Annotated in this window: 32 protein-coding genes and 1 tRNA gene; 9 read left to right on the top strand and 24 right to left on the bottom strand. The window is 61.8% G+C overall.

Going from position 1 to position 22,967, the window contains the following annotated elements; genetic code table 11:
• Positions 1-32 precede the first annotated feature (32 nt).
• The 5 genes from minD to AB4Y43_RS18835 all read left to right on the top strand — a co-directional run bounded on the left by minD (position 33) and on the right by AB4Y43_RS18835 (position 3,441).
• On the top strand, positions 33-848 hold the full coding sequence (gene minD / locus AB4Y43_RS18855) for a septum site-determining protein MinD (protein WP_042260914.1): 816 nt from the start codon (positions 33-35) through the stop codon (positions 846-848).
• A gap of 14 nt (positions 849-862) precedes the next feature.
• Positions 863-1,117: a cell division topological specificity factor MinE gene (minE, locus tag AB4Y43_RS18850; protein WP_027795398.1), complete on the top strand. Its 255-nt coding sequence runs from the start codon at positions 863-865 to the stop codon at positions 1,115-1,117.
• Positions 1,118-1,348: 231 nt separating this feature from the next.
• Positions 1,349-1,666, top strand: a complete 318-nt coding sequence (locus AB4Y43_RS18845) for a YXWGXW repeat-containing protein (protein ID WP_342948544.1) — start codon at positions 1,349-1,351, stop codon at positions 1,664-1,666.
• Positions 1,667-2,045: 379 nt separating this feature from the next.
• Positions 2,046-3,053, top strand: coding sequence for a lipopolysaccharide heptosyltransferase I (gene waaC, locus AB4Y43_RS18840; protein ID WP_368728511.1), 1,008 nt, complete (start codon positions 2,046-2,048; stop codon positions 3,051-3,053).
• Between the two features lie 262 nt (positions 3,054-3,315).
• The gene (locus AB4Y43_RS18835) at positions 3,316-3,441 is read left to right on the top strand and encodes a hypothetical protein (protein WP_256094537.1); all 126 of its coding nucleotides are present in this window, start codon (positions 3,316-3,318) and stop codon (positions 3,439-3,441) included.
• Positions 3,442-3,489: 48 nt separating this feature from the next.
• On the opposite strand, the gene AB4Y43_RS18830 is transcribed toward AB4Y43_RS18835, so the two are convergent.
• The 4 genes from AB4Y43_RS18830 to AB4Y43_RS18815 all read right to left on the bottom strand — a co-directional run bounded on the left by AB4Y43_RS18830 (position 3,490) and on the right by AB4Y43_RS18815 (position 6,371).
• Positions 3,490-3,669 carry a hypothetical protein gene (locus AB4Y43_RS18830; protein ID WP_069262693.1) on the bottom strand — a complete coding sequence of 60 codons (180 nt, stop codon included), beginning with the start codon at positions 3,667-3,669 and terminating at the stop codon, positions 3,490-3,492.
• A gap of 142 nt (positions 3,670-3,811) precedes the next feature.
• On the bottom strand, positions 3,812-5,128 hold the full coding sequence (locus AB4Y43_RS18825) for an MFS transporter (protein WP_069262692.1): 1,317 nt from the start codon (positions 5,126-5,128) through the stop codon (positions 3,812-3,814).
• 391 nt (positions 5,129-5,519) lie between these two features.
• Positions 5,520-5,954, bottom strand: a complete 435-nt coding sequence (locus AB4Y43_RS18820) for a TonB family protein (protein WP_256094568.1) — start codon at positions 5,952-5,954, stop codon at positions 5,520-5,522.
• A gap of 204 nt (positions 5,955-6,158) precedes the next feature.
• The gene (locus AB4Y43_RS18815; RefSeq protein ID WP_028205175.1) at positions 6,159-6,371 is read right to left on the bottom strand and encodes a hypothetical protein; all 213 of its coding nucleotides are present in this window, start codon (positions 6,369-6,371) and stop codon (positions 6,159-6,161) included.
• Positions 6,372-7,008: 637 nt separating this feature from the next.
• Between AB4Y43_RS18815 and AB4Y43_RS18810 the strand changes: the two genes are divergently transcribed.
• From AB4Y43_RS18810 to AB4Y43_RS18800, 3 genes are all read left to right on the top strand, one after another.
• Positions 7,009-7,680 (top strand): DUF2971 domain-containing protein, encoded by a 672-nt coding sequence (locus AB4Y43_RS18810; protein WP_368728510.1) that lies wholly within the window; start codon positions 7,009-7,011, stop codon positions 7,678-7,680.
• Positions 7,681-7,862: 182 nt separating this feature from the next.
• Entirely contained in the window at positions 7,863-8,072 is a 210-nt protein-coding gene (locus AB4Y43_RS18805; RefSeq protein WP_368728509.1) for a DUF4224 domain-containing protein, read from the top strand.
• A 141-nt stretch (positions 8,073-8,213) separates the two neighbouring features.
• Positions 8,214-8,702, top strand: a complete 489-nt coding sequence (locus AB4Y43_RS18800) for a hypothetical protein (RefSeq protein WP_368728508.1) — start codon at positions 8,214-8,216, stop codon at positions 8,700-8,702.
• 24 nt (positions 8,703-8,726) lie between these two features.
• On the opposite strand, the gene AB4Y43_RS18795 is transcribed toward AB4Y43_RS18800, so the two are convergent.
• Both AB4Y43_RS18795 and AB4Y43_RS18790 read right to left on the bottom strand, forming a co-directional pair.
• Entirely contained in the window at positions 8,727-8,912 is a 186-nt protein-coding gene (locus AB4Y43_RS18795; protein WP_368728507.1) for a hypothetical protein, read from the bottom strand.
• 9 nt (positions 8,913-8,921) lie between these two features.
• Positions 8,922-9,410, bottom strand: coding sequence for a hypothetical protein (locus AB4Y43_RS18790; protein ID WP_368728506.1), 489 nt, complete (start codon positions 9,408-9,410; stop codon positions 8,922-8,924).
• Positions 9,411-9,656: 246 nt separating this feature from the next.
• Between AB4Y43_RS18790 and AB4Y43_RS18785 the strand changes: the two genes are divergently transcribed.
• The gene (locus tag AB4Y43_RS18785) at positions 9,657-10,019 is read left to right on the top strand and encodes a hypothetical protein (RefSeq protein ID WP_368728505.1); all 363 of its coding nucleotides are present in this window, start codon (positions 9,657-9,659) and stop codon (positions 10,017-10,019) included.
• Positions 10,020-10,064: 45 nt separating this feature from the next.
• Here AB4Y43_RS18785 and AB4Y43_RS18780 read toward each other — a convergent pair whose 3' ends face one another.
• From AB4Y43_RS18780 to AB4Y43_RS18695, 18 genes are all read right to left on the bottom strand, one after another.
• Positions 10,065-12,914: a phage tail tape measure protein gene (locus AB4Y43_RS18780; RefSeq protein ID WP_368728504.1), complete on the bottom strand. Its 2,850-nt coding sequence runs from the start codon at positions 12,912-12,914 to the stop codon at positions 10,065-10,067.
• A complete protein-coding gene (locus AB4Y43_RS18775) occupies positions 12,904-13,350 on the bottom strand; it encodes an HK97-gp10 family putative phage morphogenesis protein (protein ID WP_368728503.1) in 447 nt (148 codons plus the stop codon). The genes AB4Y43_RS18780 and AB4Y43_RS18775 overlap by 11 nt, the downstream gene beginning before the upstream one ends.
• 10 nt (positions 13,351-13,360) lie before the next feature.
• Complete coding sequence (locus AB4Y43_RS18770; RefSeq protein ID WP_368728502.1) at positions 13,361-13,666, bottom strand: hypothetical protein; 306 nt, start codon at positions 13,664-13,666, stop codon at positions 13,361-13,363.
• A gap of 198 nt (positions 13,667-13,864) precedes the next feature.
• Complete coding sequence (locus AB4Y43_RS18765) at positions 13,865-14,524, bottom strand: hypothetical protein (protein WP_368728501.1); 660 nt, start codon at positions 14,522-14,524, stop codon at positions 13,865-13,867.
• A gap of 22 nt (positions 14,525-14,546) precedes the next feature.
• Positions 14,547-15,809, bottom strand: coding sequence for a phage major capsid protein (locus AB4Y43_RS18760; protein WP_368728500.1), 1,263 nt, complete (start codon positions 15,807-15,809; stop codon positions 14,547-14,549).
• Positions 15,810-15,924: 115 nt separating this feature from the next.
• The gene (locus AB4Y43_RS18755; RefSeq protein WP_368728499.1) at positions 15,925-16,401 is read right to left on the bottom strand and encodes a hypothetical protein; all 477 of its coding nucleotides are present in this window, start codon (positions 16,399-16,401) and stop codon (positions 15,925-15,927) included.
• Complete coding sequence (locus AB4Y43_RS18750; protein WP_368728498.1) at positions 16,398-16,871, bottom strand: hypothetical protein; 474 nt, start codon at positions 16,869-16,871, stop codon at positions 16,398-16,400. Before AB4Y43_RS18750 ends, AB4Y43_RS18755 begins: the two co-directional genes overlap by 4 nt.
• A complete protein-coding gene (locus AB4Y43_RS18745; RefSeq protein WP_368728497.1) occupies positions 16,868-17,176 on the bottom strand; it encodes a hypothetical protein in 309 nt (102 codons plus the stop codon). Before AB4Y43_RS18745 ends, AB4Y43_RS18750 begins: the two co-directional genes overlap by 4 nt.
• Positions 17,173-18,786, bottom strand: a complete 1,614-nt coding sequence (locus tag AB4Y43_RS18740) for a YfjI family protein (RefSeq protein WP_368728496.1) — start codon at positions 18,784-18,786, stop codon at positions 17,173-17,175. The genes AB4Y43_RS18745 and AB4Y43_RS18740 overlap by 4 nt, the downstream gene beginning before the upstream one ends.
• Positions 18,783-18,962, bottom strand: coding sequence for a hypothetical protein (locus AB4Y43_RS18735; RefSeq protein ID WP_069265322.1), 180 nt, complete (start codon positions 18,960-18,962; stop codon positions 18,783-18,785). The genes AB4Y43_RS18740 and AB4Y43_RS18735 overlap by 4 nt, the downstream gene beginning before the upstream one ends.
• A complete protein-coding gene (locus AB4Y43_RS18730; protein ID WP_368728495.1) occupies positions 18,959-19,225 on the bottom strand; it encodes a hypothetical protein in 267 nt (88 codons plus the stop codon). The genes AB4Y43_RS18735 and AB4Y43_RS18730 overlap by 4 nt, the downstream gene beginning before the upstream one ends.
• Positions 19,218-19,418 carry a hypothetical protein gene (locus AB4Y43_RS18725; protein ID WP_368728494.1) on the bottom strand — a complete coding sequence of 67 codons (201 nt, stop codon included), beginning with the start codon at positions 19,416-19,418 and terminating at the stop codon, positions 19,218-19,220. The genes AB4Y43_RS18730 and AB4Y43_RS18725 overlap by 8 nt, the downstream gene beginning before the upstream one ends.
• Entirely contained in the window at positions 19,411-19,587 is a 177-nt protein-coding gene (locus AB4Y43_RS18720; RefSeq protein WP_368728493.1) for a hypothetical protein, read from the bottom strand. Before AB4Y43_RS18720 ends, AB4Y43_RS18725 begins: the two co-directional genes overlap by 8 nt.
• Positions 19,588-20,024: 437 nt before the next feature.
• On the bottom strand, positions 20,025-20,333 hold the full coding sequence (locus AB4Y43_RS18715) for a transcriptional coactivator p15/PC4 family protein (RefSeq protein WP_368728492.1): 309 nt from the start codon (positions 20,331-20,333) through the stop codon (positions 20,025-20,027).
• The gene (locus tag AB4Y43_RS18710) at positions 20,333-20,551 is read right to left on the bottom strand and encodes a helix-turn-helix transcriptional regulator (protein ID WP_368728491.1); all 219 of its coding nucleotides are present in this window, start codon (positions 20,549-20,551) and stop codon (positions 20,333-20,335) included. Before AB4Y43_RS18710 ends, AB4Y43_RS18715 begins: the two co-directional genes overlap by 1 nt.
• Before the next feature lie 130 nt (positions 20,552-20,681).
• Positions 20,682-21,371, bottom strand: coding sequence for a hypothetical protein (locus tag AB4Y43_RS18705; protein ID WP_368728490.1), 690 nt, complete (start codon positions 21,369-21,371; stop codon positions 20,682-20,684).
• On the bottom strand, positions 21,368-22,618 hold the full coding sequence (locus AB4Y43_RS18700) for a tyrosine-type recombinase/integrase (RefSeq protein WP_368728489.1): 1,251 nt from the start codon (positions 22,616-22,618) through the stop codon (positions 21,368-21,370). The genes AB4Y43_RS18705 and AB4Y43_RS18700 overlap by 4 nt, the downstream gene beginning before the upstream one ends.
• Before the next feature lie 259 nt (positions 22,619-22,877).
• Positions 22,878-22,967, bottom strand: a tRNA-Ser gene (locus AB4Y43_RS18695).

Raw genomic sequence — 22,967 nt, 5'->3', positions numbered from 1 at the left:
AACTGAGAAACTGACGAACGCAAGGTAAGGGAATGGCAAAAATCATTGTGGTGACTTCGGGCAAAGGTGGTGTCGGCAAGACGACCACGAGCGCGAGTTTCGCATCGGGCCTCGCGTTGCGCGGCCACAAGACCGCGGTCATCGACTTCGACGTGGGCCTGCGCAATCTCGACCTCATCATGGGTTGCGAGCGCCGCGTCGTGTACGACCTGATCAACGTGATCCAGGGTGAGGCGAACCTCAATCAGGCGCTCATCAAGGACAAGAAGTGCGAAAACCTCTTCATTCTCCCGGCCTCGCAAACGCGCGATAAAGACGCGCTCACGAAAGAAGGCGTGGAGAAGGTGATCGAGGACCTGCGCAAGATGGACTTCGAGTACATCGTGTGCGATTCGCCCGCGGGCATCGAGTCGGGCGCGCTGCTCGCGATGCACTTCGCCGACGAAGCGCTCATCGTGACGAACCCGGAAGTGTCTTCCGTGCGCGACTCGGACCGTATCCTCGGCATGCTGTCGTCGAAGACGAAGCGTGCGATCGAAGGCAAGGACCCGATCAAGGAGCACCTGCTCATCACCCGCTACAACCCGAAGCGCGTGAGCGAAGGCGAAATGCTCTCGCTGAACGACATTCAGGAAATCCTGCGCATTGAACTGATCGGCGTGATTCCCGAATCGGAAGCGGTGCTGCACGCATCGAACCAGGGTCTGCCGGCAGTGCATCTGGACGGCACCGACGTCGCCGAGTCGTACAAGGACGTCGTGTCGCGCTTTCTCGGCGAGGACAAGTCGCTTCGCTTCACCGATTACCAGAAGCCGGGCCTCTTGCAGCGCCTCTTCGGTAGCAAGTAAGGGAGGCGAACGTCATGTCGTTTCTTTCGTTTTTTCTCGGCGAGAAGAAGAAGTCCGCCTCGGTAGCGAAGGAACGCCTGCAGCTCATCATTGCTCACGAGCGCGCAGGCGGCCATCCGCCCGCCGACTATCTGCCGGCCCTGCAACGCGAACTGGTCGCGGTGATCTCGAAGTACGTGAAGATCTCCGATGAAGACATTCGCGTGAGCCTCGAACGTCAGGACGATCTCGAAGTGCTCGAGGTCAAGATCGAGATTCCGCAGGCTTGAGTTTCAACGCGCGCAGCCACTGCGCTGCGCGCGTCGTTCGTCGTATCGCCCCGCTGTTCCTTCGCGCCTTCCCTTCTCGTGCGCCGTGCTTTGGCCCGGTCGCCTGCCTTGCCGAAATATTCCGTTTCACATCACCCCGCGCCGTAACACCGCCGCTGTCAGCGCAACGCCGTGCTCGCGCATTGATCGGGTAACGCCAATCCAGGCGTCAAACAATCAAGGGTGGCCAACATGAACAACTCCATTCGCCTCTTCATCGCCAAGGTCGCAATCGTTGCCGCTGGCACCTGCGCGGTCGCGGCTCCGGCGCTTGCCGAAATCGTCGTGGTCGAGCCGAGCGCGCCGCCGCCTGGCGAACGTGTGGAAGTCGCGCCGGCGCCGCGCGTGGGCTACGTGTGGGACAAGGGCCACTGGCGCTGGGACCACGGCCAGTACGTGTGGGTGAGGGGCCACTGGCAGGCCGAGCGTGTCGGCTACCACTGGGTGCCGGGCCACTGGATCGCGCACGGCCCGAACTGGCGCTGGGTCGAAGGCCACTGGGCCGCCTGATCCTTCAAGCCTGAGGGGAGCCCTATCATGAGTAAAAAATTGCTCGCGGCGGCCGTGCTCGCGCTTATGCTGGCGGGCTGCATCGTCGTGCCGGCGCGGCCCATGTACGTGAGACCCGCACCGGTCGTCGTCTACTAGCCGTCGACCGTTTCTATCGATCCTCGACGGATCGTCCCGACCGGGCGCGACACGCATTGGCGTGTCGCGCCCGGTGCGTTTTGCGGTGTACTTTGTCGACGCCGCACAGGGAACCTGTAAGAAAGGGACAGATTTCGCTCGTGCCGAATCGCCCATTCGCAGGTTGGCGCAAGGTTCGTCCGCTAAAATCTCCGCCAATCCCTTGAAGACTGGAATATCGGGCCCTGAGGCCCGCAGCACAATGAAACGAGTTTTGATTGTCAAAGTGACTTCGCTCGGCGATATCGTCGAGGCGCTTCCGGTCGTGGCCGACGTGCAGCGCGCCTTCCCCGGCGTGAAGGTCGATTGGGCCGCCGATGAGGCCTTTGCCGATATCGTGCGCTGGAATGCCGGCATCGACCGCGTGCTCTGCGCGCCGCTGCGCCGTTTCAAGAAGGCGCGCCGCTGGAGCGACTTCAAGTCGATCTGGGCGTCGATTTCGGAGTTGCGCGCCTACCGCTACGACGCCATCGTCGACATTCACGGCGTGTACAAGAGCGCGATCATCGCGTTTCTCGCGCGCGGGCGGCGCCGCTTTGGCTATCTCACGCAGGACCTCGGCGAGCGTGGCGCAGCCTTCGCGTACAACGGCCGTTTCGGGCCGCGTCCGAAGTGCGATGCGTGGCACGGCATGCGCATCAGCGCCGGCGAGGCGCTCGGCTATACGGTCGACACGCCGCCCGAATTCCAGATGCGCGTTCCGCGCGACGGCACCGCGCTGCCCGCGCCTGACGCGCCCACGGCGCTGCTCTTTCACGCGACTTCGAAAGACGAGAAGAAGTGGCCGGTCGCGCATTGGGGGGAACTGGGCAATGCGTTGATCGCGCGTGGCCTGCGTATCGAGTTGCCGTGGGGATCCGATAACGAGCACGCCACGGCGCGCGAGATCGCGGCGCTCATCCCGGGCGCGAGGGTGCTGCCGCGCCTCACGGTTTCTCAGGTCGCACAGCGCATCGAGGATTGCGCGCTCGTGGTCGGCACCGACACGGGGTTCGTGCATCTCTCGCACGCGCTCATCAAGCCGACGGTGATGGTCTTCGTTTCGACCGACGCCGAACACAGCGGCGTGCGTGCGCCCAATCGCTCGATCTCGATCGGCGATGGCCGTCACGTGCCGCCCGTGCAGGTGGCGATCGATGCCGTCGATCGCATCTACCCGGTGCGCGACGGCGGCGTGTCCGTGCCGTCATCGCGCGTTCACGCCGCTTGATTTTGGCGGGTCGCCACGCGCGTTGCGGCGGGCATTCCCCCGCCGTTTCCCATTACGAGCTTGTTAAAAGTGTCGTGCCTGTATTGCAGGGGCGCGCCTGACAGCGCATGCAAAAGGCTTTGCGCTCCGATGCTGTTACACGGGCCATACCGCTGCTTACAAATTGCAACGCCTCACGCCTTCGCCGTCGTGTTCAATCGTAACCGTCCAGCCCGACATCGCATGGCCGGACACAGACACTGACTTGAAGGGAGAGACCACTGTGAAACGATTGACGCTTACCCTCATCGCCGGCGCATTGCTCGCGGCTTCGCTGGGCGGCTGCGTCGTGGTGCCGGCCGGCGGCTACTACGGCGGCGGCTACCATCACGGCTATTACTATCGCTGATCGCCGCCGGACGGTGCCGCACCAACGGTACCAGCGGCACAGCAGCCTTCAGGCAAGCAGCATTTCAATCGCGATAACCGCGGCAATTGCCGCGGCGTTCGCGGCCAGCGCTTCGAGCAGGACCGCACGCCAGCTCGCGGTGCGCAGGCGAAACGCCAGCAGGAGCGAGATGCCCAGGGCGAGGGCGATGATCAGGACAATGTCGGCGTTGCTCAGATGCAGGTTCATCGTCGGCTCCCCCGGGAGATCGCTCCCCGCTAGCTGATTCGAGTATAGACACGCCTCGCGCGTACCCAAAGCGATCAAAAAAGGCATAAAAAAAGCGGAGACCGCCTGGCGGCCTCCGCTTTTTCATTGTTGCGGCGTTGCGTTACGAGAGCGACGTATGGCGCGTCTCGCGCATGCACAGGACACCGAACAGGCTCACGCAGGCGGCGATCGACACATACGCGCCGACCCACGAGAGTCCGCCGCGCGCTGCCAGCACCTGCGCGATATACGGCGCGACCGATGCGCCGAGAATGCCGCCCAGGTTGTACGCCACGCCCGCGCCCGTGTAGCGCACGCTGGTCGGGAACAGCTCCGGCAACAGCGCGCCCATCGGCGCGAACGTGGCGCCCATCAGGAACAGCTGGATCACGAGGAAGAGCAGCACGAGCGGCGTGGCACCGCTGCCGAGCAGCGGCTCCATCGTGAAGCCCGAGAGAATCGCCAGAATGCAGCCGACGATCAGCACGGGCTTGCGGCCGAAGCGGTCGGAAAGCCAGGCCGAGATCGGCGTCGCGATACCCATGAACACCACCGCGATGCACAGCATGCCGAGGAAGGTCGGGCGCGGAATGTGGAGCGCCGTCACGCCGTGCGAGAGCGAGAACACCGTGGCGTTGTAGAAGAGCGTGTAGCACACGACCATGGCGAGCGCGCCGAGCAGCGTCGGCCACCAGTACTGCGAGAGCAGCGTCGCGACCGGCACCTTGACACGTTCCTCGCGCTCGACAGCGGCCTTGAAGGCGGGCGTCTCGGCGATCTTCATGCGCACGTACAGACCGAGCGCGACGAGCACCGCCGAGACGATGAACGGCACGCGCCAGCCCCAGTCGCGGAACTGCTGGTCGGAGAGCGTCGAAGCGAGGCCGAAGAAAAGGCCGTTCGAGGCGAGAAAGCCCACCGACGGCCCGAGCTGCGGGAACATGCCGAACCAGCCGCGCTTGCCTTGCGGCGCGTATTCCGTCGCGAGGAGCGCGGCGCCGCCCCATTCGCCGCCGAGGCCAATGCCCTGGCCGAAGCGCAGGATGCACAGCAGGATCGGCGCGAGGCTGCCAATCGCGTCATAGCCGGGCAGGAAGCCGATCAGCGTGGTGGAGAGGCCCATGACGAGCAGCGACGCCACCAGCGTCGATTTACGGCCGATACGGTCGCCGAAGTGGCCGAAGATGAACGAGCCGATCGGCCGCGCGACGAACGCAATGCCGAAGGTGACGAACGCCGAGAGCGCCTGCGCCGTAGCCGAACCGTGCGGGAAGAACACGGGGCCGATCACGAGCGCGGCGGCCGTTGCGTACACATAGAAGTCGTAGAACTCGATCGCGGTGCCGATAAAGCTCGCAAAGATCACGCGCGCGGTGCTTTGCTGCTTCGCTGCGTTTGCCTGATCGGCGCGCGCGGGCGAAATGGGTGAGGTGGACATTCAAGGGTCTCCAGTCGTTGTGACGCGCTTGCGCCTGAGTCTTGCGTGGCTTTGCGCGGGCGTCTTTGTACAGGCTCGAAGCGTAGCGGGGCGCGTGCCTGATGCTCGACGCTCCGGCAGCGTCCGTCAGGCGGCGACGCTTCGCCAGTATGCAACGCACAGCGCGGGCCGTGCGCGTTGATTCCCGACCGGCCAAAGCGCGCGCCGATAGGCGCAAGAAGGCGAAAGCGCGGTCGAAGCCTCACGCGGCCGCGCGGATGGCGCATGGCAAGAGGTATGGCCGGCGGGCGCCGGCTGGGGATAGCGAAAAATTATAACGACCGTGCGCGCCGTGCAGCAAGGCGGGCGTAAGCAGGCTCGCGCGCGTCAGGTATCGCGCGAAGCGCGTTGGTCACTGGTAGTTCTGCGCCTGCGGCGAGGCGAGCGTGCGCAACTGGAACTTGCCGTTGTCGTTGAAGAGCCAGTCCTCGAACATCTCGAGCTGGCCCGCGGAATTGAGCAGGCCGCCCGGCGGCGGCGGCAGAGGCGCGGCGCGGCGCAACGTTGCGAGGGCAGTGGCTTCGGCTTCGTCGTCGCCGTTGGTCCGGTAAACCGACGACTTCACGATCTGGCCATTGCGATTGACCGTGAACGACACGACCACGAGCGAGCGCAGCATGGCCTGGGGCGCGCCGTGCAGAACGTAGGACGGGTTGTGCTCGACGATGTGTTTCGCCACCGTGGTGCGGTAGTCGTCGAGTGTGGCGCTATTGATCGCCGCGGGGGGAATGACGAGAAGCGGCCTGGGCGGCGGCGTGATCGTGCAGGCGCCGAGGCACCCGAGCATCGCGAGCAGCAAAACCAGACCGAGGCGCCGTGCGAGGGAGGCGCTGTGTGCGGACGAACCGCAAGACCACTGGACGCGGATGAGCATGTCGAACAAGCTCGGAAGCGGAACCTGAATCGAGCTTAGACGATACGCAGCGGGAAGCAATCAGAACTGTCCCGCGTAGTCACGGGACGGGCGAAACGGCGAGGGTATTCGAGGTGCTTATTCGACCGGGAACTGCGCGCAGGGATCGGCCGCGGTGGTTGCGCAGGCGTACGAGTATTCGCCGCTCTTCAGGAACAGCTCCTTGCCGACCTGGAAGTTGTCACGCAGATTGGGCGAGCTTTCCCACGCGATGTAGCTGGAGCACATCACGGCGAACAGGACGACGAGCGAAAACGCGAATTTCTCGAGCAGTTGGTATTGGTGCGGCATGGCGATCTTTCCCATCAATGGGTAGCATTTTACCTCATGGTTAGGGTTTTCACCTAGTGAATTGAGCGCGATTTTCTGGGGCGATTTTTGGGTTTGACCCTTTAATTGTTGATTGCCGTGTCATACGCTCGGCGCGAGATGATCAGCGCAAAATAACTCGCAGTCCTGATTACTGAGGGTGCAATGCTGACCACGCATTTTCGCGTAGCGCAGGGCAGGCATCTCGTTGATCGATGGCGTTTCGGCCTGAGGGCCGGCATCTTGACGACACGCTGGCGTTCAGTCGCGCCAGGTTTCACGAATTGGCGGAGGCGGTGTCCGCCTATGATTCAATACTGGCAAGGGTTTGAGGAGATTTGTCTCGATCTACCCACCAAACAACCCACCATTAGAGAATGTCTCCTGGCGTCCTGCCAAAGCGATCTTGTCAGCGAACAAAACAGCACGTCTCGCCGACTCAGGGTTCGCGCGCACGCGCGCGCATAGGCATGGGAAAACTCGATTTCAATCTCGCGCGCGCACGCGCGCATAGGTGTAAGGAAATTCACCGCTGTCTGCTGTGCTGGCGATTTTCCGAATGGTGGCGGACGTTGCACAATGCGGGCAGAGCCCCTGACGTCACAACTACAGAACAACCATGCGCCTCTATTACCTCACCCAACTGAAGTATGCCGAACGCATCTTGGAGGAAAAGCGTCTCAAACTGTCGACCGTTCCCGAAGCCAACGACCCTTTCGAGCTGCTGGGCGCCTGGGTAGGTGAGACGCGCGCCCGACACCTATATCGGATTCTGCACAATCACTTGTCGGAGTCAGTTGGAATGCTGTGCACCAGCCGGACCTGGGATAGCCCGGTCATGTGGGCGCACTACGGCGACAAGCACAAAGGCGTATGCCTAGGATTCGACGTCACCGATGCGGAGGCCTACCAAGTCAAGTACGAACCGCGGCGCCTGAATGGTCTGCTGGAGCACATCGGCAGGGGCGAACTGTTGAACGAGCCCCAGATGCGTACCATTCTGACGACGAAGTTTAAGGATTGGGCGTACGAGCGAGAGTGGCGTTTTTTTGCTGGCCTGAACGATCGAGAGCCGGAAAACGGGTTGTATTTTCTAAATTTCGAGCCGCACTTTACGCTACGTGAGGTCATCCTTGGCCACCGATGCTCTGCAAACGCGGAGCAGCTCGCCAAGCTAATCGACCACCGGCGGAAGAGCGTCGAAATATTTCATGCTCGGCCCGCGTTTCAGTCGTTTCGGATTGTTCGGAAAAGAGATGCTCCTTCGGTATCTCTCATGCCGTCAGTTTGACGGCGGCAGTGTCCGGTAGTGACGGCCGGTTGGCGCGGCTTAGAGGGACATTCCGCGCCGCTACCACGCAACTCGCCACAAAGACCGTGGTTCACGGCTTGTATCCGGACCCGAATTCCGTTCGCAGCTTCACGAGGTCACGAGATAAGCGGTATCGTCCCCGTTTCCAATGGAGAAAGCTAATGTTCCTGGACGAAGAAGAGCTGACAGAACTAACACGCAAGCAGCAGAACGCGGCCCGCATCCGCGTGCTCAACGCGATCGGCGTGCAGCACAAGATCCGCCCAGACGGGACGATCGCGGTGCTGCGTCAGCACGTTGAGGAAGTCTTTGGCCTGAAAAAGCCAAAAAAGGAAGAAGGCTCCGGGTGGGTCCCGAGCTGGTTGAAGTAGCAAGCCAGTCGGTTTCCGTGCGCGCTGCCCGGGCCCACTGACAAAACTGACAGAAGGGGTTAGCTTTCGTCGCCAGCCTAATTGCCGTCTGACACGAGCCGCTCGAATCTGGCCGCTGCCGGCTGCGATACCTAGAGAACTATGACTACACAAGACCCGAATGATGCGCGTGCAGTAGCGGAAGAATTGTCCCATCGCCAAGTCTTGAGGACTTCACTTGAAAAGTGGTGGGAGCGATTGGCGGAGCGGTCGTCAGCGTGGGACCTTGAGACCGTCAAGCACCTTGTCGTGCTAAATGCCGCGGGCTTCGCAGGAGTGGCAACACTGCTCGCCGGGAGTAGGCCGCCTCAACCCGGATGGATAGGCCGGGCGACGCTGCTCGGATATGGCTTTGGCGTGGCCCTCGCGATTCTCAACATGTACCTCGTTGCCGTGCGCTTCGACAAGATGACCGAGGAGATCAAAACGCGAATCGTGCGCACCCACGATTTATCGAGCCCGATGAATGACGTCTTCGATCCGCTCACAGCGGGACGCCGGCTCGGCATCTCTGGTCAGATATGCGGATGGGCGGCTGCCATCCTCGCGGTGATTAGCACGCTTGCGATTGGCTTCAGCCTCGTGAAGTGACCTGGAGTCGCGACAGAAGGGGAGCTAGCCTTCGTCTTCGTCCTCGTCATCTGACGTGAGCTGCTCATGGTGATATGGCATCAGCGTTTTCGCGGCCTCGACGCGATGCTCCATGGCGATGCCCGGATTGCCCATTACAGCCCCCAGAAACTCCATCGGGTCTTCGGTTTGCGGAACAGCGTCCCATGCTGGATCGCGCTCTGTCGACATACTGTCCTCCTATTTTTTTCCATTGCTGACAACCAGCCGAGGCGGGGCCGCCATCGGGCTGAACTTGTTTGCCGCCTTCTTCGCTCGGTCGGCCTGCTCGTCTTTCTTGCCGCCTTCGCCGAGCTTCATGTGGAGAAACGGCAACGCCGCCGACGCGGCGCGAACCTGAATCACCGTCGCCTCGACGCGGCCGAGGGCGATGTCCTGGAGCAGTTGCAGCATGTCGCGGTCGCCAATCGGAACGGCCTGCGCTTTCGTGCGCTTCAGCGCGCCTCCGTGCGGCTGCTGCTCCAACGATTCCTTCTTTGCAGCCCGGCGCGACACGGTCGATTTCGACGGCGCTTCAGCCTTCGGTTTGCGGCCGGCGCCAGCTCGAGCGCCACCGCGACCGCTCGTCGCGGTTTGATTTTTTGCAGGTTTGATTTCGTCGCTCGCGGACTTGGGCTTACGACCGGCTCCGGGCCGCGAACCCCCGCGCCCATTGGGTTTGATGGTCATTTGATTTTTCCTGTTTGATTACCGAGAGGTGTTTAAAGGGGGATTTTTTCTCCGCATGGGAGGACGCGCGGTGTCCCACGATGTGCAACCGTAGAGATTTCACGCCCCCCCGGGGGTGCGGTGCCATGGGACTGCGCAGGCGGCCCGCTGTGCCGTCCGTGCGCTCGCGTCGATACTTCCGCGGCCGTAGGCAGCGCGGGCCATCCTGAGGGCGTTTGTGTAGCATGGTGCTTTTCGGAGGACTTCATGTCGAAACAGCAGCGACCCACCAACACCGAGCTCATCGAACGAGTGACTGCGGACGCCAAGGCGTTCTTCGAGGCGCATCCGGCGCGGAACCTGTACGCCGGGTATCTCGGCAACTCAGATACTGGCGCTTGGGCATACCTCGTAATGGAGCGCAGTGGGCCATACGGCGCGTTCGAATTCAGCCCGCCGTCCGACGAGTTCACCCGTGAGCAGTTCACGACACTGCTCAACCACATGCCACGCGGCGAGACAATCATGAAAGAGTCTGCTGACAAGGTCGGCGGCACCGTGCGCGCCGCCGCCGATGCGCTGCTTGCGCGCGCCTTGTCAGTCGCACCGACCAGCTCGACGAAGCATTGATGCAGGGCTGCGCCATGCAGCCCGAATCGCATACGAGCACGCACGCTAGACACTACGGTTCCTCATCTGCCAGGCGTAACCGCCTTGGCCCTTCATCTTCTTATCGACCATCGTGGAGGCCCGGCTGTCCACCCATGACTGAAGCATGCGCTGGATCTCGGCCTCGTCCTGTGGGCCGTAATTCCCGCCCCCTCCGTTGATCGTGATGTTGAACTGCGCCGAGCTGCCCGACGAAGCTGGCGTGATAGCGTCGTAGACGGATGGACCGGCCGCGCCGCCGCTCGCGAAGTGTGCCACGCTACCAACGGTTCGCGCGGCACCGCTGTTGAGTGCGTCGAGATTCGGCACGCCGATCCGGCTCACAGCAGATGCGTTGAGCACATATTCGCCGTTCGATAGCATCGCTGGGATGCTGTCGCTCGTCGACGTGCCGGGCCCGAACACATGGCCGCCATCAGCCAGATGGAACACGCCAGCGTAAGAGGTCGGTGCGCTCGGTGCGCTGAAGGCGCTGCCGAGATACTCGGACGCCATGCTGAAGAGACTAGACATCGCCATGCGCGCCTGCATCCGCACCAGGTCGGAGATCATGCTATCGATCAGGCTGCGGAAGTTGAGCTTGCCGGAGGTTGCGAACGTGGCCAGTGAGTCTTCCATGCCCTTGGCCATGCTCGTAAACATCGCATCGACCTGCCCAGCTACATTGTTGGCGCTGTCCGCGTATTCCTGAATCGCGCGCGATGCACCGACGGTCCAATCGCGGTTTGCCGCAAGAATGTCGTCCGAAGACTTGCGGGTAATTTCGACGGCGCTGTCGTAGTACGCCTGCGTTGCCTGCAGCTCGGAGTTGTACTGATCCTTACTCAAGCGGCCTTCCGTGAGCGACTTGGCGAGCGCAGCGCGCTTTTTGTCATAGTCCTCCATGAGCTTGATCTGTGCGTCGTAGTCCGCGCGGGTGCTCGTTCCCATCGACAGGCCGGCCAGCTTCTGGTCTGCAGCGGTCTGTTGCGTTTTCAGCTGTTCCGCAAGGCTGTCGGTGTACACCTTCAGCGCGTCAGTCTGCTTTTTCGCCAGCGTGTCGGTGTCGTCGGCGAACTTTTGGTAGTTGCCGGTCATCTGCTGCTGCAGGCGCGCGATGTCGTCCGCATACTTGCGGTACGCCTCGGTGTTCTTCTTTCCTCGCGCGAGGTCCTCCATCTGCTTGTCGAGGTCGATACGTTTTTGGAGCGCCCCCTGTTCGGCGACATAGCTTTGAGTCAGCGCATCCTGCTCGCTGATGAGGCCGCCGGCGCGAAGCGCCTTGATGTGGTCGAGAGACGAGCGCAGGGCGTCCTCGATCTGCTTCTGCTGGCTCTGAAAAGTCGCGATGTCAGCGTTGATCGAGTTGTCGTTGGTGCGGGCCGCATGGGGATGTTCGATCTTCTGAGAGTCGAACGCGATCATCTGTTTGCGCTGCGCCTCCAGCTGGGCGCCCATTGCGTCCGTGAACGTGCCCGCCTGCTTGAGCAGCTTGATCCGGTTGTCGATGATCTCGTTGTCGCGCGTGATGGCCTCGGTGAGCTTTTGAGCGGGCGCGAGCGTGCGCTCGTATTCTTTGCGGACCGCTTCTTGCGACTCGGCGAGCAGCGCTTTCGTCTTGTTGTTCTTGTCCGCGGCAGCCTGCTCGGCATTGTTCGCGTCGACGATCTTCTGCTGCGCGGCGATCAGTGGGCCATAGTCGGTGTAATCAAAATTAGCGGTGCGGCCGCTTTGCTGTGCCGCCTGCTTTGCCTTGAGATCGTTGAGCACGTCGAGATCGGTCGACTTGCCGCTCAGCGCGCGCGTGTAGCGATCCCACGCCGCCATCACGTTATCCCAATAGCCGATTATTGCGGAGGTGTGCGTCTTCGAGCTCATGTCGATGTCCGCCAACTCCTGCTGAACCAGGATTGCGAATGCCTCGTGCTTACGGCCCGTCTTATCGAGCTGATCGATAAGCGACATCTGGGCCTCGGTCATCGTGTGATGAGACGCCTGGTATTCCTCGGCCGCCTTCCGGACGTCGTCCTGCTGCCTGAGTAGGTTATCCAACACCTTGTCGAACGCTTCGCCGGTCGATTTCGCCATCGCTTCAGCAACGGTACCCACTTGTGGGAATACGTCGGCAGAGACGCGCCCGGAGGCGATGATCTGGTTGAGATCGTCGGTTGCCTTGCCAACGCTGACGCCAAAGCGTGCCGAAAGAGCTTCGGCTAGGCCTTGCACCGATTCGCGCGTCTGCCCCGCCCATCCAGCGGTCGTGTTCATGGCGTCATTGAACGCCTGCGCACGCTCTGCCGCGAGGTCGATTGCCTTGTACATGCCATAGGCCGCAGCGCCCATCGCCGCGATACCGAGCGCGACGGGATTCGCCAGGTATTTGAGCGCGTCGAGGCGCTCAGCCATGACCATCATGGATCCGCCGAATCGCGACCAGTTGCCCTGCATCATTTCATGGCCCAGCACGAGCATTTCCGTGCGCGCGCCGGCGGCGCTGTGGCCGGCGCCGGCCGTCGCGGCGTCAGCTGCCTTGATCTTGTCGATGTATTGCTGCGCGGCATCTGATACGCCGAGCTCAGCCGCCCGCAGCGCCATCAGCTCGGTCCGCGTCTTGCCGGCTTGATCGGCCTGCTTCTGGAGCGCGGTGAGCCAGCTCTCAGCGGTGCGCGAGGTCTTGCTGAATGAGTCCACAGCGGCCTGACCTTGGTCCTGCAGCGCTTTCCGGACATCATCGACTGCCTTTGCCGAATTTGACAGGCGCTGGTTGTACGTCGCCTGGCTCGTCATGAAATCAGCCATGCTCTTGCGCGCCCGGTCCATCGCCGACACGTAGCCGGTGGAATCGCCAGTGAGGCGCACTACGGTTTCATTTGCCATTCGTCAGCTCCTTGACCTTCTGGTCGATAACTTCGCCAAACCTCTTTGCCGCCGCGTCGCGCATCGCTTCGTATGCCGGCCTGAGGAACGGCTGAGCAGCCATATTTGACCGGCCGTATTCGACGAATCGGCCGTAGTACGCGTCTTTGCTCCACGTCACGAGGTAGGTTGAGCGGATGCCTTCGACGGATCGTTCTTTGTCGAAGGCGAGCAGGATGTTGTCGCGCAGGAAGCCCGGGTAGCGCGTTTCGCCTTTCTTGGGGCTCTCCCACGATGCGACGCCGACAGGAGTGCGCAGCTTCACTTCTTCGAAGATCACGCGCGCGCCGGCGACGGTTGCTTGCCTCAACACGGATTCGCTCGCCACCTGCTCGAGCGCATCAATGATGGATGCCATCGCATCGGGGTTCTCGATCGTCAGTTTTCCTGTTGCCATATGCTTTGCCTCAGCACACACCGACGATCAGACTGCCCTTCACGGCCTTCGCGTAGTTGAGACCGGCTGTCGAGCTGTACGTCCAGTACACGCCGTTTGCGTCGATGGTGATGATCGGCGAGGCGGTCTGGTTGCTGATGTGGAAGAACAACTGCTCCGGCATGAAAGACCAGAAAGGCGTGCCGTCCGACAGATCAACCGGATATGAGCTGGGGAACCCATCGATGGGCACGATGCCCTTGATGCGCCCGAGCCGGTGCGTGCCGTCAAGCATCAGCTTGCCGTTCGCATCCCAGATTTGAAGTCCAGCTGTCATAGATCCTCCATATGAGAAATGGGCCGCGCGGAATGATCCGGCGGCCCGTTCTGTCTGCGCCCCGGGTGGAGAGCGCCGGCGCACAAAGCGACGGAGCCCGGTCACAGACTGCGCAGGTTGTTTTGAGCCAGGACACTCTGCGCTTGTCCCGTCCGACGCTACGGACCCGGCCGGCTCGGGTCTACACATTGCGTCGGGTCAGGTCAGGGCGGCCAGCTTGCGGCGGCGCGACGCGGATGCTTCCTGCTCGGCGTTGGCCTGACGCTGCGCTTCGGTCATGGCATATTCGTTTGCCTCGCGATACCAAGCCCGGATGAATCCGCCGCTCTTCTCATGAGGGTTCATGGTGTCGAGGTTAGGCGGCACGAATGCCATGAACGGTAGTTGCGCGTCGTAGCCGAGCAGCTCTATCGAATCCCGTAGGCTCTGCTCTTCCTCATTCGCCGCGTGCAATTCCAGAAGGGCATCGACAACGCGCTTGGTGCGCCTCTTGTGCTCTGCGCTGAAGTGTTTGGCTGCCGCGCGAGACAAGTTGGCCCGCGCATCCCGCACAACAATCTTCTGAGCCGCGATAGCGCGCTTCAGGCTTTCCGCGAGCGACGTGTTCTGCTTGATCTGTTCGGCGAGGTCTTGAACCTGCTTGCCGGCAAGCAAGCGTTCCGCTTCGGCGATCCGCTCAGCGTCAGTCTGCGCCGACGCTCTTGCTTGCTCATCGCACCACGCTGCATGCAACTCGATGATGCGGGATTCGCATTTGGTGAGCTCGGCGTGGAAGCGTGCCAGCTTGTCTGCCTCGGCGCGATATTCCGGGATGCTGTCTAGGCGCGGGTAGTTCGGATTTTCAACGATCGGTTTCATATATTCCCTTTGCTCCCGTCGTTCATGTTGCGGAGTTCACGTATGCCTTCACAGCGCCGCCGGCGTCGATGATATTGCCGCCCGCTCGCACAAAACCCACGAAGCCGATCTGGCCGTTCAGCGTGAAGGCGCTGTCCGTCATGCGGTAGATCGTCAGATCCATCACGTCTCGGATGACGTACTTCGACATCTGTCCGAACAGGATCGACTTCGCGTTCGCCGCCATCACCGGAACGTCCTGGTTGACGGTGATCGGCCTTCCCATAAGGCGGTCAGGAGCGCCGCCGTTGATAACTGCGTCAGCCTCGTAGCCAGGAACGAAGATCGGTCGGCCCAAGCCGTCCTTAATCTTTCGAATGACCCTGACCGAATCGTCGTTCATCATGTAGCCGACGCCTGGCATGTCACGGTATGCCGGATCGATGGAATGCTCGAGGTCAACAAGATCGTCATAGGTCACGCTGACGGTCTGGCCAGTTGCGCCGACCTTGCCATTGCCAACCGCCGTCACGAGGCCGCGCGGCTGGCCAACGCCGGAGCCAATCGTGAAGTGGCGGTTCTGGATGCGGCCGAGGCGCATCGCGAGCAGCGCCTGAATGTAAGCCTCAATGTCGATGAAGCTGTCCTGCACCAGTTCGAACGGGAGCGCAATCTTCTTTGAGCTGTACTTGAAGACGTCCAGCGTGAGATTGCTGAATGTCGTGTCCAGTGCCGTAACCGGGCCGTTCTGGCCGACAATTTCGCCTTCTTCTGCGGTCGGATCGGTTGTGGGGAAATTCATCGTGGCACCGGTCGCCGTGCGGAGCGCATGCGCAACCTGACGCATCCCGCCGAACGACTTCATGGCGATTTCGAGCGAGCGCTGATACTCCGTCGCCACCGTGAATCCACCTTCCGTCGAGGTCGTCGTCGACATTGCGTTGCGGATGTCCGGCGTTTGACGCGCAAGCATGCGAGTGCGATCGCCTTCCGCCATATTGGAAATGCCGCCGGCCATGAAGGCACGCAGCGCGCGCGATTCATCGCCATGCGCGCCCGGCGTGCGCGTCGCGGCGTTCAGCGCTGCGGCATGCTGTGCGGCAGGGTCGTCAGCAGCGAGTTGCGCGCGGCGGTGCTCACGCGCGATTTCAACATCGATGGCCTCGACCTCCGCAAGTAGCGTGTCTAGCCGCCCGGCATCCGCAGCCGGCATTCTCCGATTCGGGGGGTACTTATTGCTGATCTCGCTGGCCAACTTGGCCTTGGCGTTGCGCTGTTCGCGAAGTTCCGAGAGTTTGCTGCTCACATTGTTCTCCGGTCGAGAGTGTCGGTAATGTCAGTCATCAATTGATCTGCCAATAAAAAAGGCAGCAGTCCAATGTTAGGACTACTGCCTCTCGTGGCGATTCATATCCAGCCGTCTAAGTCAGTCCCATCTCCTCGCGCAATACACGGTAGCGATCGCGCGCCATGCTCAGCGCGGCATGCGGGGGTGGGACACGAGCACACGTCAGCATGTGCGCGTCTTTCGGGCTGCTACATCGCCGCCCCCTAACGAGCGCGTCGAATGTCTCCCAGAATTGATCGAAGCGCTTGTTGGAGCGTGAGCGATCAGCTGGCACCTTTCGCTTTACGAACTCAAGTTCGAGCGCCATGAGCAGCACCTCCAGCCGGTCGGCGCCCATCGTGCCCGCCACCACGGCCGTGACAAGCTCGCGCGCTGCCGAATACTGCTTCACGTCGATACCGTGCCCGAACCTCCGCAGCTCTGGAATGGCGCGCTCCTGGGCGGTGATGCGAGTCCGCATCGCACTTGCCGTGTCGACGCATCCGGCCTCCAGCTTTCGCAGCGACTCACGCAGCGCGTCCACGCCGCCGAACAGGTTGTAATCGCTCATCTATCGAACCTCCATGCGCGTCTGGCCGCCGCATCCCGCGCCGCCGCTTCAACGCGAGCGATGCGCAAACGCTCGGCGAAATGGGCGAGGTCAGGGCGCAGGGTGCTTATCGGCTGTCGCTCGATGCACATAACCACATGGTCGTAGCCTTCGTCCGGCCAGCCCTCCAATTTCGCGAGCTCGTCCACCACGGAGAACAACTCGCGCTGCATGGCGTCGAGCTGCTTGCGATTGATATATGGTCCCCACGGGAGGTAGGGGCCGTCGGCGTATAGTGCGCCGTCGCATACGATGCCATCGCGGTGTGCGTTTTTCTCAGCATGGCCACCCGGGGCAGTGCCAAAAGTGCCAAAAGCCCTATGCGTTTTCGGAAAACTGCCCGCCCCATCAGTGCCAGAAGTGCCAAAAGGGGGTGTTCCTAGCTTTTCCGTCCTCGATGCAGCCTGCAAGCGGGCGAGATACTTGTTCATCGACGGTCCTCCGCCATGGTGCGCAACTGATCGAGCGACACGTCAGCCGCGACGAGCAGCCCAAGGAAGCCCGCATCGAAGTGCGGTGCGAGGCGCCGGCCGAGCGCGCGGTCGAGCTGCATCAGGAAGAAGTTGATCCCTTGGCGATGCGCGGTCGCGAGCGTGTTGATGCCCGGGTCCATCAAGTGGCCCGCCGCTTCGAGCGCGCCGCACGTGACTGCGTGACGCTGCCAGCGAGTCATGTGACTGACCGATGACTCAACGGTGGTCACGAGATTCCATATGATGTCGTCACGTCGGGTCATTTGCGTGCTCCAGGGTGAATGCGGTACACCGACTTGGCGCGGCCGCCAGTCTCAGAGGCCTCGGGCACGAGATAGCCGTACTCGATCAGCGTGCCGATCGCCTTCATCGACGCCTCTCGGCTTTCCAGCTCTGACCAGTGATTGCGATAGACGTCGCGCGCCGAGAATCCGTCTGTCAGGTCTCCCGCGTTGATTCGTCGCAACAGCGCCTTCGCGCCGCCAACCTCCGCCACCAGCACGGAGCCGTAGGAGCGTTCGGCGTGACTGCGCAGGTACGCGGCCCATGCGAGCGCCTGATTCATGGCGTAGTCCGTCACCGGGCCGGTGCCGCCGTCAGCGAGGTGCAGCACGAGCGCGATCGACGGCACCAGCTTCCGGTACTTCGCGAGGTGCGACTCCATGGCGGGGTGCAGGTCGCCGCCGCGCAGGGCGTTTTCATGCTCCGTTCGCCACTCGACGAAGATCTCCATGGCTTCTGGAGACAGGCGCAGGAAGGGTGGATTACCGTCTGGCTCGCCGTCCGGGTTGGCCGGGATTTCCGCATGCCACGTCTCGACCGGATCGGCTTCAATGAGGCGTTTGAATACCGCATGCGCGGCGTGCTTCGCCTCGGCGTCCGGCCAGCAATCGACGTTCTCCCACTTTTCACGCGGCACGTCAGGCCATACGAGCACGCCGAAGCGTTGCACAAGGCCATCGTCCGCTGTGCCGCCGCCGATGGCGCTTCGCAGGTATTCGGACAGGCGTCCGGGCTGCGTCGAGCCAATCAGCGAGAGGCACACGGCTTCGATGCGCTGGTGTCCGCGCATAATGCGATCGACGACATAGCCGTCATTGCCATTCCAGCCCGTCAGATAGAAGCCGCGGGCGCTTTCCTGCCCGTCGCGGTCGAGGCCCTTTAGCAGGCTCACGAGCTCGTCCCGGAACACACCCACGCCTTGCGGATTGTCCGCGCAGATCTCACCCAGCTTCTCGACCGTCGCATCGTTGACCAAGTATCGCATCAGCTTCGGCGGTTCCAGCGGCTCGGACTCATGCAGGCTAACTGCCGCATCAGGGTTCTTCTTGAGAGCCGCCATCGCCTTTTTTTCCGCTGCGTCCTCCCGCATCTTATGGATCTTCGCTTCGGACTCGTGCAGCGCCAGTTCGTCCTCGAATCGTTGGCTCGCCTCCAGGTCGAGGCGCTTGACCGGCGCGAGCACGGCGCTCATTGCCGGCGACTTCATGACGCCAGGGCGGCCCACGATACAGACCCACTGATTGGCGTACTCCGTCCAGTCATCGCGGAGCTTCGGGCGCACACCGACGCGGCGGCCAATGGCGATTCCGAGCGCACCGATGATGGTCGCGCCGATGAAATCCGGCGGACACTGCACGCGGTTGGCGATGTCCTGCGCCCACGGCCGCAAGCTCTCGGGCAACAGAGCCATGTCGAACGGCTCGACGGGCTTGAGTGAGTCCGGTAGCGGCTCGATGTCTGGCCATTCGACTGCAGCCGGCGCTTTGGCAAAGAATTCGGAGCGCACCTTCTCAATGCGCTTACGATCCTTTGCCGCGTCGTTGACTGCGAGCGTGTTATCGATGTCAAAATCGTTCAGATAGTCGATCACAGGCGGCCCTCCGCTGCTTGCCTGGTCAGCCATTGCTTGGCCGAGGCGATGATGTACTGCGTTACCCATTCGTCGTGCTCCTTCCATGCTTTTTCGCCCATAGCCATACGGCAGCGGTTGCGCTCCCGTTCGATCATCTGGCCTACCTGGGCCTTGATTGCGTGGCCCTTGCTCATGCGGTGCCTCTTAAGGACTGCTCAGCACCGCGAATACGCCGAGATCTACGGGGCGCTTTGGTGGTAGCACCTTCGCTTGATACCGGCGCGACAGGACTGACAGTGAAGCCGATGCCACCGATCTCCTCGCACATGCGGCGAGCTTCCGCCCACGCAGCCTGCTGGTCGGCGAGCGCCGTACCGTAGTAGGTGCCAGAGCGCCAGAGGCCATCGACTTCGCGGCCAGCGTCGTGCCAGATCGGCATCCAAAGGGCATTAGCCATTTCGAGCCTCCGTTTCGCTATTCAGTGCAGCGCGGATGTCGGACATGAGGTCGGCCATCGCCCAGGAAAAATTCGTGCGTGCGGTCGGGGTCAACTCGTTGGGCGCCGATTCGTCAGCAACTTCGAGCACTATCAACAGGGCTTCCAACTGGAGCGTCTTTCGATTGAGAAGGTCGCGGGTCTCGTTACGCATGGCGCACCTCCATCGGCTGGGCGAGCGAGGCCAGCGCAAGCAGGGCGTCGGCGCAGATGTCGAGTGCGTCGAAGACAGTGGGCGCGAGCGCAGCGGCGCGCAGGGCGCTATTCGCGAGTTCGATAGGGGATTGCGTTTGCTCGGGACGAGCGAGGGCGCTAGTACGCATGCGGACTCCTATGGTATTGGAGGCCCGCCGTCCATCGCCAAATGGGGTGGGCGGGCACGTGACAGGGTTGGCGAACCGGCCCATAGGAAACCGGCAGACCCGAAGGTCTCCCCACCACGGCCCACCCATTGATCGTAGGTGCATGCAGAGGCGTGCGGACGTAAAAAAACCGCGCAGCGGCGGTCGTCCGCCTATGGATCTCAGGTCGCCAAACCCGGTAGCTGTTGTTTCAGCCACGAGGAAAGTATACGCGCCGAGGTTTACGCCATGCAAGCGCATTTTTTTGAAAAGAGCGCCGGGGGTCAGTGACAAAAGTGCCAAAAGTGGGCTTCTGTCAGTTTTGGCACTGAGGTGTCGGGCAGCTTTCCGAAAACGCATGGGGCTTTTGGCACTTTTGGCACTGCCCCGGGCGGCCGTATTTGTATTTTCACGCGGCATCAGTTTGCCCCCTTCGGATCGAAGGAGCGCGCCGCGAGCGCGAGGCCGCGCATCAGTTCGGCCGCCAGTGTCGGCTTGAACATGACGCCCTTGTTGGAGGGGCGATAGTCGCCGTCGTCGGTCACGTACCAGACGCGGACGTCGATGTACGTGTTGCCGCGGAACTCCTTCACGTCCACTCGCAGGCGCTCGCTCGGGTTTTTCACCAGGTCGAGAAAGCGCACCAGATGGTCGGCGGCGGTGTTAACATTCGCGCTGTCTAGGGCGCTCGTCATTCCTTCGGGGTGGCGGGCGTTTTTCTTTTGCATTAAGCCGCCTCCGGCATCAGGTGCTTACGGAGTTCGCCGACGTTCCAGCGGGTAGAGCCGCCGATCTTGATCGGCTTTGGCAGGGCGCCGCGCTTGGCGCGATCCCAGACGGTGGAAACGTTGCAGCCGCATAGCGCAGCTACAACGGTGTCGCTGACTCCGGCAGCGTTCGGGAGGTTGTCGAATTGCTGGAGAGCTTGGGCGTCTGACTTTTTCATCGTATCGACTCGGAAGCGCCCGGAATTGGGCGGGTCGATACGGATTCTTTACCTTATGCAGTCTACGAAAAAGCTCGCTGCGCGGAGCGTGCAACCTCTACGCGCAGCGGTTGCGGTGTGCGCGTAGAGGTTACTCTCCGCGCGCAGCGCGTCTTGACAAATCCCACTTATCTATGTAGCGCCTGCATGTGCGGAATGCCGCGGGCACGATCCTCGTCAGTTGTTCTGCCGCGTCATCTTTGCTCTTGCATGCTGAAAAATTGTCGTCAAGCCACTGAAAGGCGTCGTCTCGAATCGCATGATTTTCAGCGTTGCGTGCGAGTCCGCCTTTGCGATTTACCTCGCTAATGCTAACCGGCCCGCGGCCGCCATTCCAGATTTTGGCGAGGCCCATTGCAACACCATGCCAAGACGCCGCCTCGCGCACGTTCGACCATGCGTAGTCGCGCGCAGCGGGATCGCCCGGAACGGCGTGTGCTAGTCGGGCTAGAACGGCATGGCCATAGGCAATGAGAATCGGCTGTTCTATCAATGGCCACCTTGCGAATTCTAGAGCGTCGAATCCGTTCAACTGCAAGTACTCGCCCTTCATTGCTTCAACGTCAATGTCACATCGATCGTGATAAGGCTCCGCGATTTCCTCATCGAAGTCGTCCTCGGTTTTGCCGGGGGCGACGGCGAGCCAGAGATCCTCGAGATCATCCATGATGTCGAGAGCGGAACTTTCGGGCGTACCAGCCTTATCGACCATCTCGCGCCACTCGGCTTCATAGCGCGCCGCCGCGGCCTCTTGTGACTTTTTATCCCATTGATCGCTCATGCCGATTCTTCCATTTCATCGTTGCCCGGTACCGTGCCATCGGATCCGTGCGGTTTGACAATAAATTCCGCCCAATCTGCCATCATCCGGCGGCGCTTCTCCAGCACGTCGCCGCGCCAGTAGGCAGCCTCCGTGGCGTCGCCCTTGATGTGCGCAAGCGCAACCTCGGCCAGCTCGCGCGGGTAGTTCGTGTGCTCGCCCGCCCAGTCCCGAAACGTCGAGCGGAATCCATGGGGCGTGGCGTCGAGATCTTGTCGGCGCATCAGTTCGAGCAGCGACATGTCGCTCAGTACGCCGCCAGTGCGCGGGCTCCGAAACACGAGGTCTTGATTCTCTTGGCGCTCGATCGCCTTCAGCAGCTCGACGGCCGCCGACGAGAGTGGCACGCGGTGCTCTTTCTTCGCCTTCATGCGCTCGGGTGGCACAGACCAGATGCCGCGCTCTAGGTCGATCTCACTCCAGCGCGCACCGCGCGACTCGCCGGAGCGCGCTGCTGTCAGGATCGTGAAATCGAGGCACCGGGCACTTACACCTTCCGTTGCTCGCAGCGCGACCATGAAACCCGCCATTTGGTCGATCGGCAGAGCGGGGTGGTTGCGCACGCGCTTGGTCTTCTTCGGCGCCGGCAACAGCTTGTCTAGGTTGCCACGCCACGCGGCCGGGTTAATACCGTCGTCGCGGAATCCCTTGACGCGGGCCCAGTCGAGAATCGCCTCGATGCGTCCGCGCAGGCGCGAGGCCGTTTCTGTCTTGGTCGTCCAGATGGGTTCCAGCACTTCCGTAACATGAGCGCGCGTTACATGCCGCACCATCAGGTTCCCGATTTTGGGATAGGCGTACTCGGCGAGCGTGTTACGCCACTGGTCGCCGTGCTTCGCGTTTTTCCACTCTGGCGCCTTCGTCTTGATGAACCGCTTCGCGGCATCCTCGAACGTTACTTCGAGCGCCTGGCTGGCCCGTAGGCGACTGGCCGCCTCCTTTCGAGCCATCACAGGGTCAACGCCTGACGCGATCTCGTCACGGAGCGCTTGCGCCTTCTCGTGTGCTTCCTTCAATGAGACGCTTGGATAGGCGCCGAGGCCGATCTCCCTGCGCCGGTCGCCGACCATGACGCGCAAAATCCACGATTTGGCGTTGGCCGAGGTGATTTGCAGGGCGAGGCCGGCCACATGACCGACGGCATGCGTGCCGGGCGCCGATAGTTGCTTGACGGCCAATGGACCCAGTTCTTTGGCCTTTTTGGGCATTTTGAATTCGAACTTGTCGCTGAGAGGCCCGCTGGGCGGGGCTCGGTCGATTTAGCGAGGGGAAATGCTGACGCGGCAAGGTCAATTCGAACTGGCCGAATCTACCCGCCAACCAACCCACCAAAAAATTTACGATTTTTTCCGATGGAAAGCAATTGATTCCGAGGGAATGTTTTTGTAATAAATCTCGGGGAGGCTTGCTGGGCTGGCGTTTCGCCGATTGAATCCGATTGATTCGGATAAATGGGGAAGGATGTCCTGGCGGAGGCGGTGAGATTCGAACTCACGGAAGGGTTACCCCTTCGCCGGTTTTCAAGACCGGTGCATTCAACCACTCTGCCACACCTCC

The organism is Paraburkholderia sp. BR10872 (genome assembly GCF_040965835.1).
In the GTDB taxonomy this organism is placed as follows: Bacteria; Pseudomonadota; Gammaproteobacteria; order Burkholderiales; family Burkholderiaceae; genus Paraburkholderia; species Paraburkholderia nodosa_A.
The sequence above is the reverse complement of the archived record's forward strand: the minus strand, read 5'-3'. Positions and strand labels throughout refer to the sequence as shown.

What these genes read in the sequence shown, in the direction of transcription:
- AB4Y43_RS18700 (WP_368728489.1), bottom strand. Translation starts at nt 22,618, where the DNA reads ATGCCCAAAAAGGCCAAAGAACTGGGTCCATTGGCCGTCAAGCAACTA.
- AB4Y43_RS18770 (WP_368728502.1), bottom strand. Translation starts at nt 13,666, where the DNA reads ATGACAGCTGGACTTCAAATCTGGGATGCGAACGGCAAGCTGATGCTT.
- AB4Y43_RS18780 (WP_368728504.1), bottom strand. Translation starts at nt 12,914, where the DNA reads ATGGCAAATGAAACCGTAGTGCGCCTCACTGGCGATTCCACCGGCTAC.
- AB4Y43_RS18805 (WP_368728509.1), top strand. Translation starts at nt 7,863, where the DNA reads ATGTTCCTGGACGAAGAAGAGCTGACAGAACTAACACGCAAGCAGCAG.
- AB4Y43_RS18715 (WP_368728492.1), bottom strand. Translation starts at nt 20,333, where the DNA reads ATGCAAAAGAAAAACGCCCGCCACCCCGAAGGAATGACGAGCGCCCTA.
- AB4Y43_RS18785 (WP_368728505.1), top strand. Translation starts at nt 9,657, where the DNA reads ATGTCGAAACAGCAGCGACCCACCAACACCGAGCTCATCGAACGAGTG.
- AB4Y43_RS18750 (WP_368728498.1), bottom strand. Translation starts at nt 16,871, where the DNA reads ATGAACAAGTATCTCGCCCGCTTGCAGGCTGCATCGAGGACGGAAAAG.
- AB4Y43_RS18790 (WP_368728506.1), bottom strand. Translation starts at nt 9,410, where the DNA reads ATGACCATCAAACCCAATGGGCGCGGGGGTTCGCGGCCCGGAGCCGGT.
- AB4Y43_RS18800 (WP_368728508.1), top strand. Translation starts at nt 8,214, where the DNA reads ATGACTACACAAGACCCGAATGATGCGCGTGCAGTAGCGGAAGAATTG.
- AB4Y43_RS18830 (WP_069262693.1), bottom strand. Translation starts at nt 3,669, where the DNA reads ATGAACCTGCATCTGAGCAACGCCGACATTGTCCTGATCATCGCCCTC.
- waaC (WP_368728511.1), top strand. Translation starts at nt 2,046, where the DNA reads ATGAAACGAGTTTTGATTGTCAAAGTGACTTCGCTCGGCGATATCGTC.
- AB4Y43_RS18765 (WP_368728501.1), bottom strand. Translation starts at nt 14,524, where the DNA reads ATGAAACCGATCGTTGAAAATCCGAACTACCCGCGCCTAGACAGCATC.
- AB4Y43_RS18735 (WP_069265322.1), bottom strand. Translation starts at nt 18,962, where the DNA reads ATGAGCAAGGGCCACGCAATCAAGGCCCAGGTAGGCCAGATGATCGAA.
- AB4Y43_RS18705 (WP_368728490.1), bottom strand. Translation starts at nt 21,371, where the DNA reads ATGAGCGATCAATGGGATAAAAAGTCACAAGAGGCCGCGGCGGCGCGC.
- AB4Y43_RS18795 (WP_368728507.1), bottom strand. Translation starts at nt 8,912, where the DNA reads ATGTCGACAGAGCGCGATCCAGCATGGGACGCTGTTCCGCAAACCGAA.
- AB4Y43_RS18745 (WP_368728497.1), bottom strand. Translation starts at nt 17,176, where the DNA reads ATGACCCGACGTGACGACATCATATGGAATCTCGTGACCACCGTTGAG.
- AB4Y43_RS18720 (WP_368728493.1), bottom strand. Translation starts at nt 19,587, where the DNA reads ATGCGTACTAGCGCCCTCGCTCGTCCCGAGCAAACGCAATCCCCTATC.
- minD (WP_042260914.1), top strand. Translation starts at nt 33, where the DNA reads ATGGCAAAAATCATTGTGGTGACTTCGGGCAAAGGTGGTGTCGGCAAG.
- AB4Y43_RS18825 (WP_069262692.1), bottom strand. Translation starts at nt 5,128, where the DNA reads ATGTCCACCTCACCCATTTCGCCCGCGCGCGCCGATCAGGCAAACGCA.
- AB4Y43_RS18755 (WP_368728499.1), bottom strand. Translation starts at nt 16,401, where the DNA reads ATGAGCGATTACAACCTGTTCGGCGGCGTGGACGCGCTGCGTGAGTCG.
- AB4Y43_RS18775 (WP_368728503.1), bottom strand. Translation starts at nt 13,350, where the DNA reads ATGGCAACAGGAAAACTGACGATCGAGAACCCCGATGCGATGGCATCC.
- minE (WP_027795398.1), top strand. Translation starts at nt 863, where the DNA reads ATGTCGTTTCTTTCGTTTTTTCTCGGCGAGAAGAAGAAGTCCGCCTCG.
- AB4Y43_RS18820 (WP_256094568.1), bottom strand. Translation starts at nt 5,954, where the DNA reads ATGCTCGGGTGCCTCGGCGCCTGCACGATCACGCCGCCGCCCAGGCCG.
- AB4Y43_RS18730 (WP_368728495.1), bottom strand. Translation starts at nt 19,225, where the DNA reads ATGGCTAATGCCCTTTGGATGCCGATCTGGCACGACGCTGGCCGCGAA.
- AB4Y43_RS18710 (WP_368728491.1), bottom strand. Translation starts at nt 20,551, where the DNA reads ATGAAAAAGTCAGACGCCCAAGCTCTCCAGCAATTCGACAACCTCCCG.
- AB4Y43_RS18845 (WP_342948544.1), top strand. Translation starts at nt 1,349, where the DNA reads ATGAACAACTCCATTCGCCTCTTCATCGCCAAGGTCGCAATCGTTGCC.
- AB4Y43_RS18815 (WP_028205175.1), bottom strand. Translation starts at nt 6,371, where the DNA reads ATGCCGCACCAATACCAACTGCTCGAGAAATTCGCGTTTTCGCTCGTC.
- AB4Y43_RS18810 (WP_368728510.1), top strand. Translation starts at nt 7,009, where the DNA reads ATGCGCCTCTATTACCTCACCCAACTGAAGTATGCCGAACGCATCTTG.
- AB4Y43_RS18725 (WP_368728494.1), bottom strand. Translation starts at nt 19,418, where the DNA reads ATGCGTAACGAGACCCGCGACCTTCTCAATCGAAAGACGCTCCAGTTG.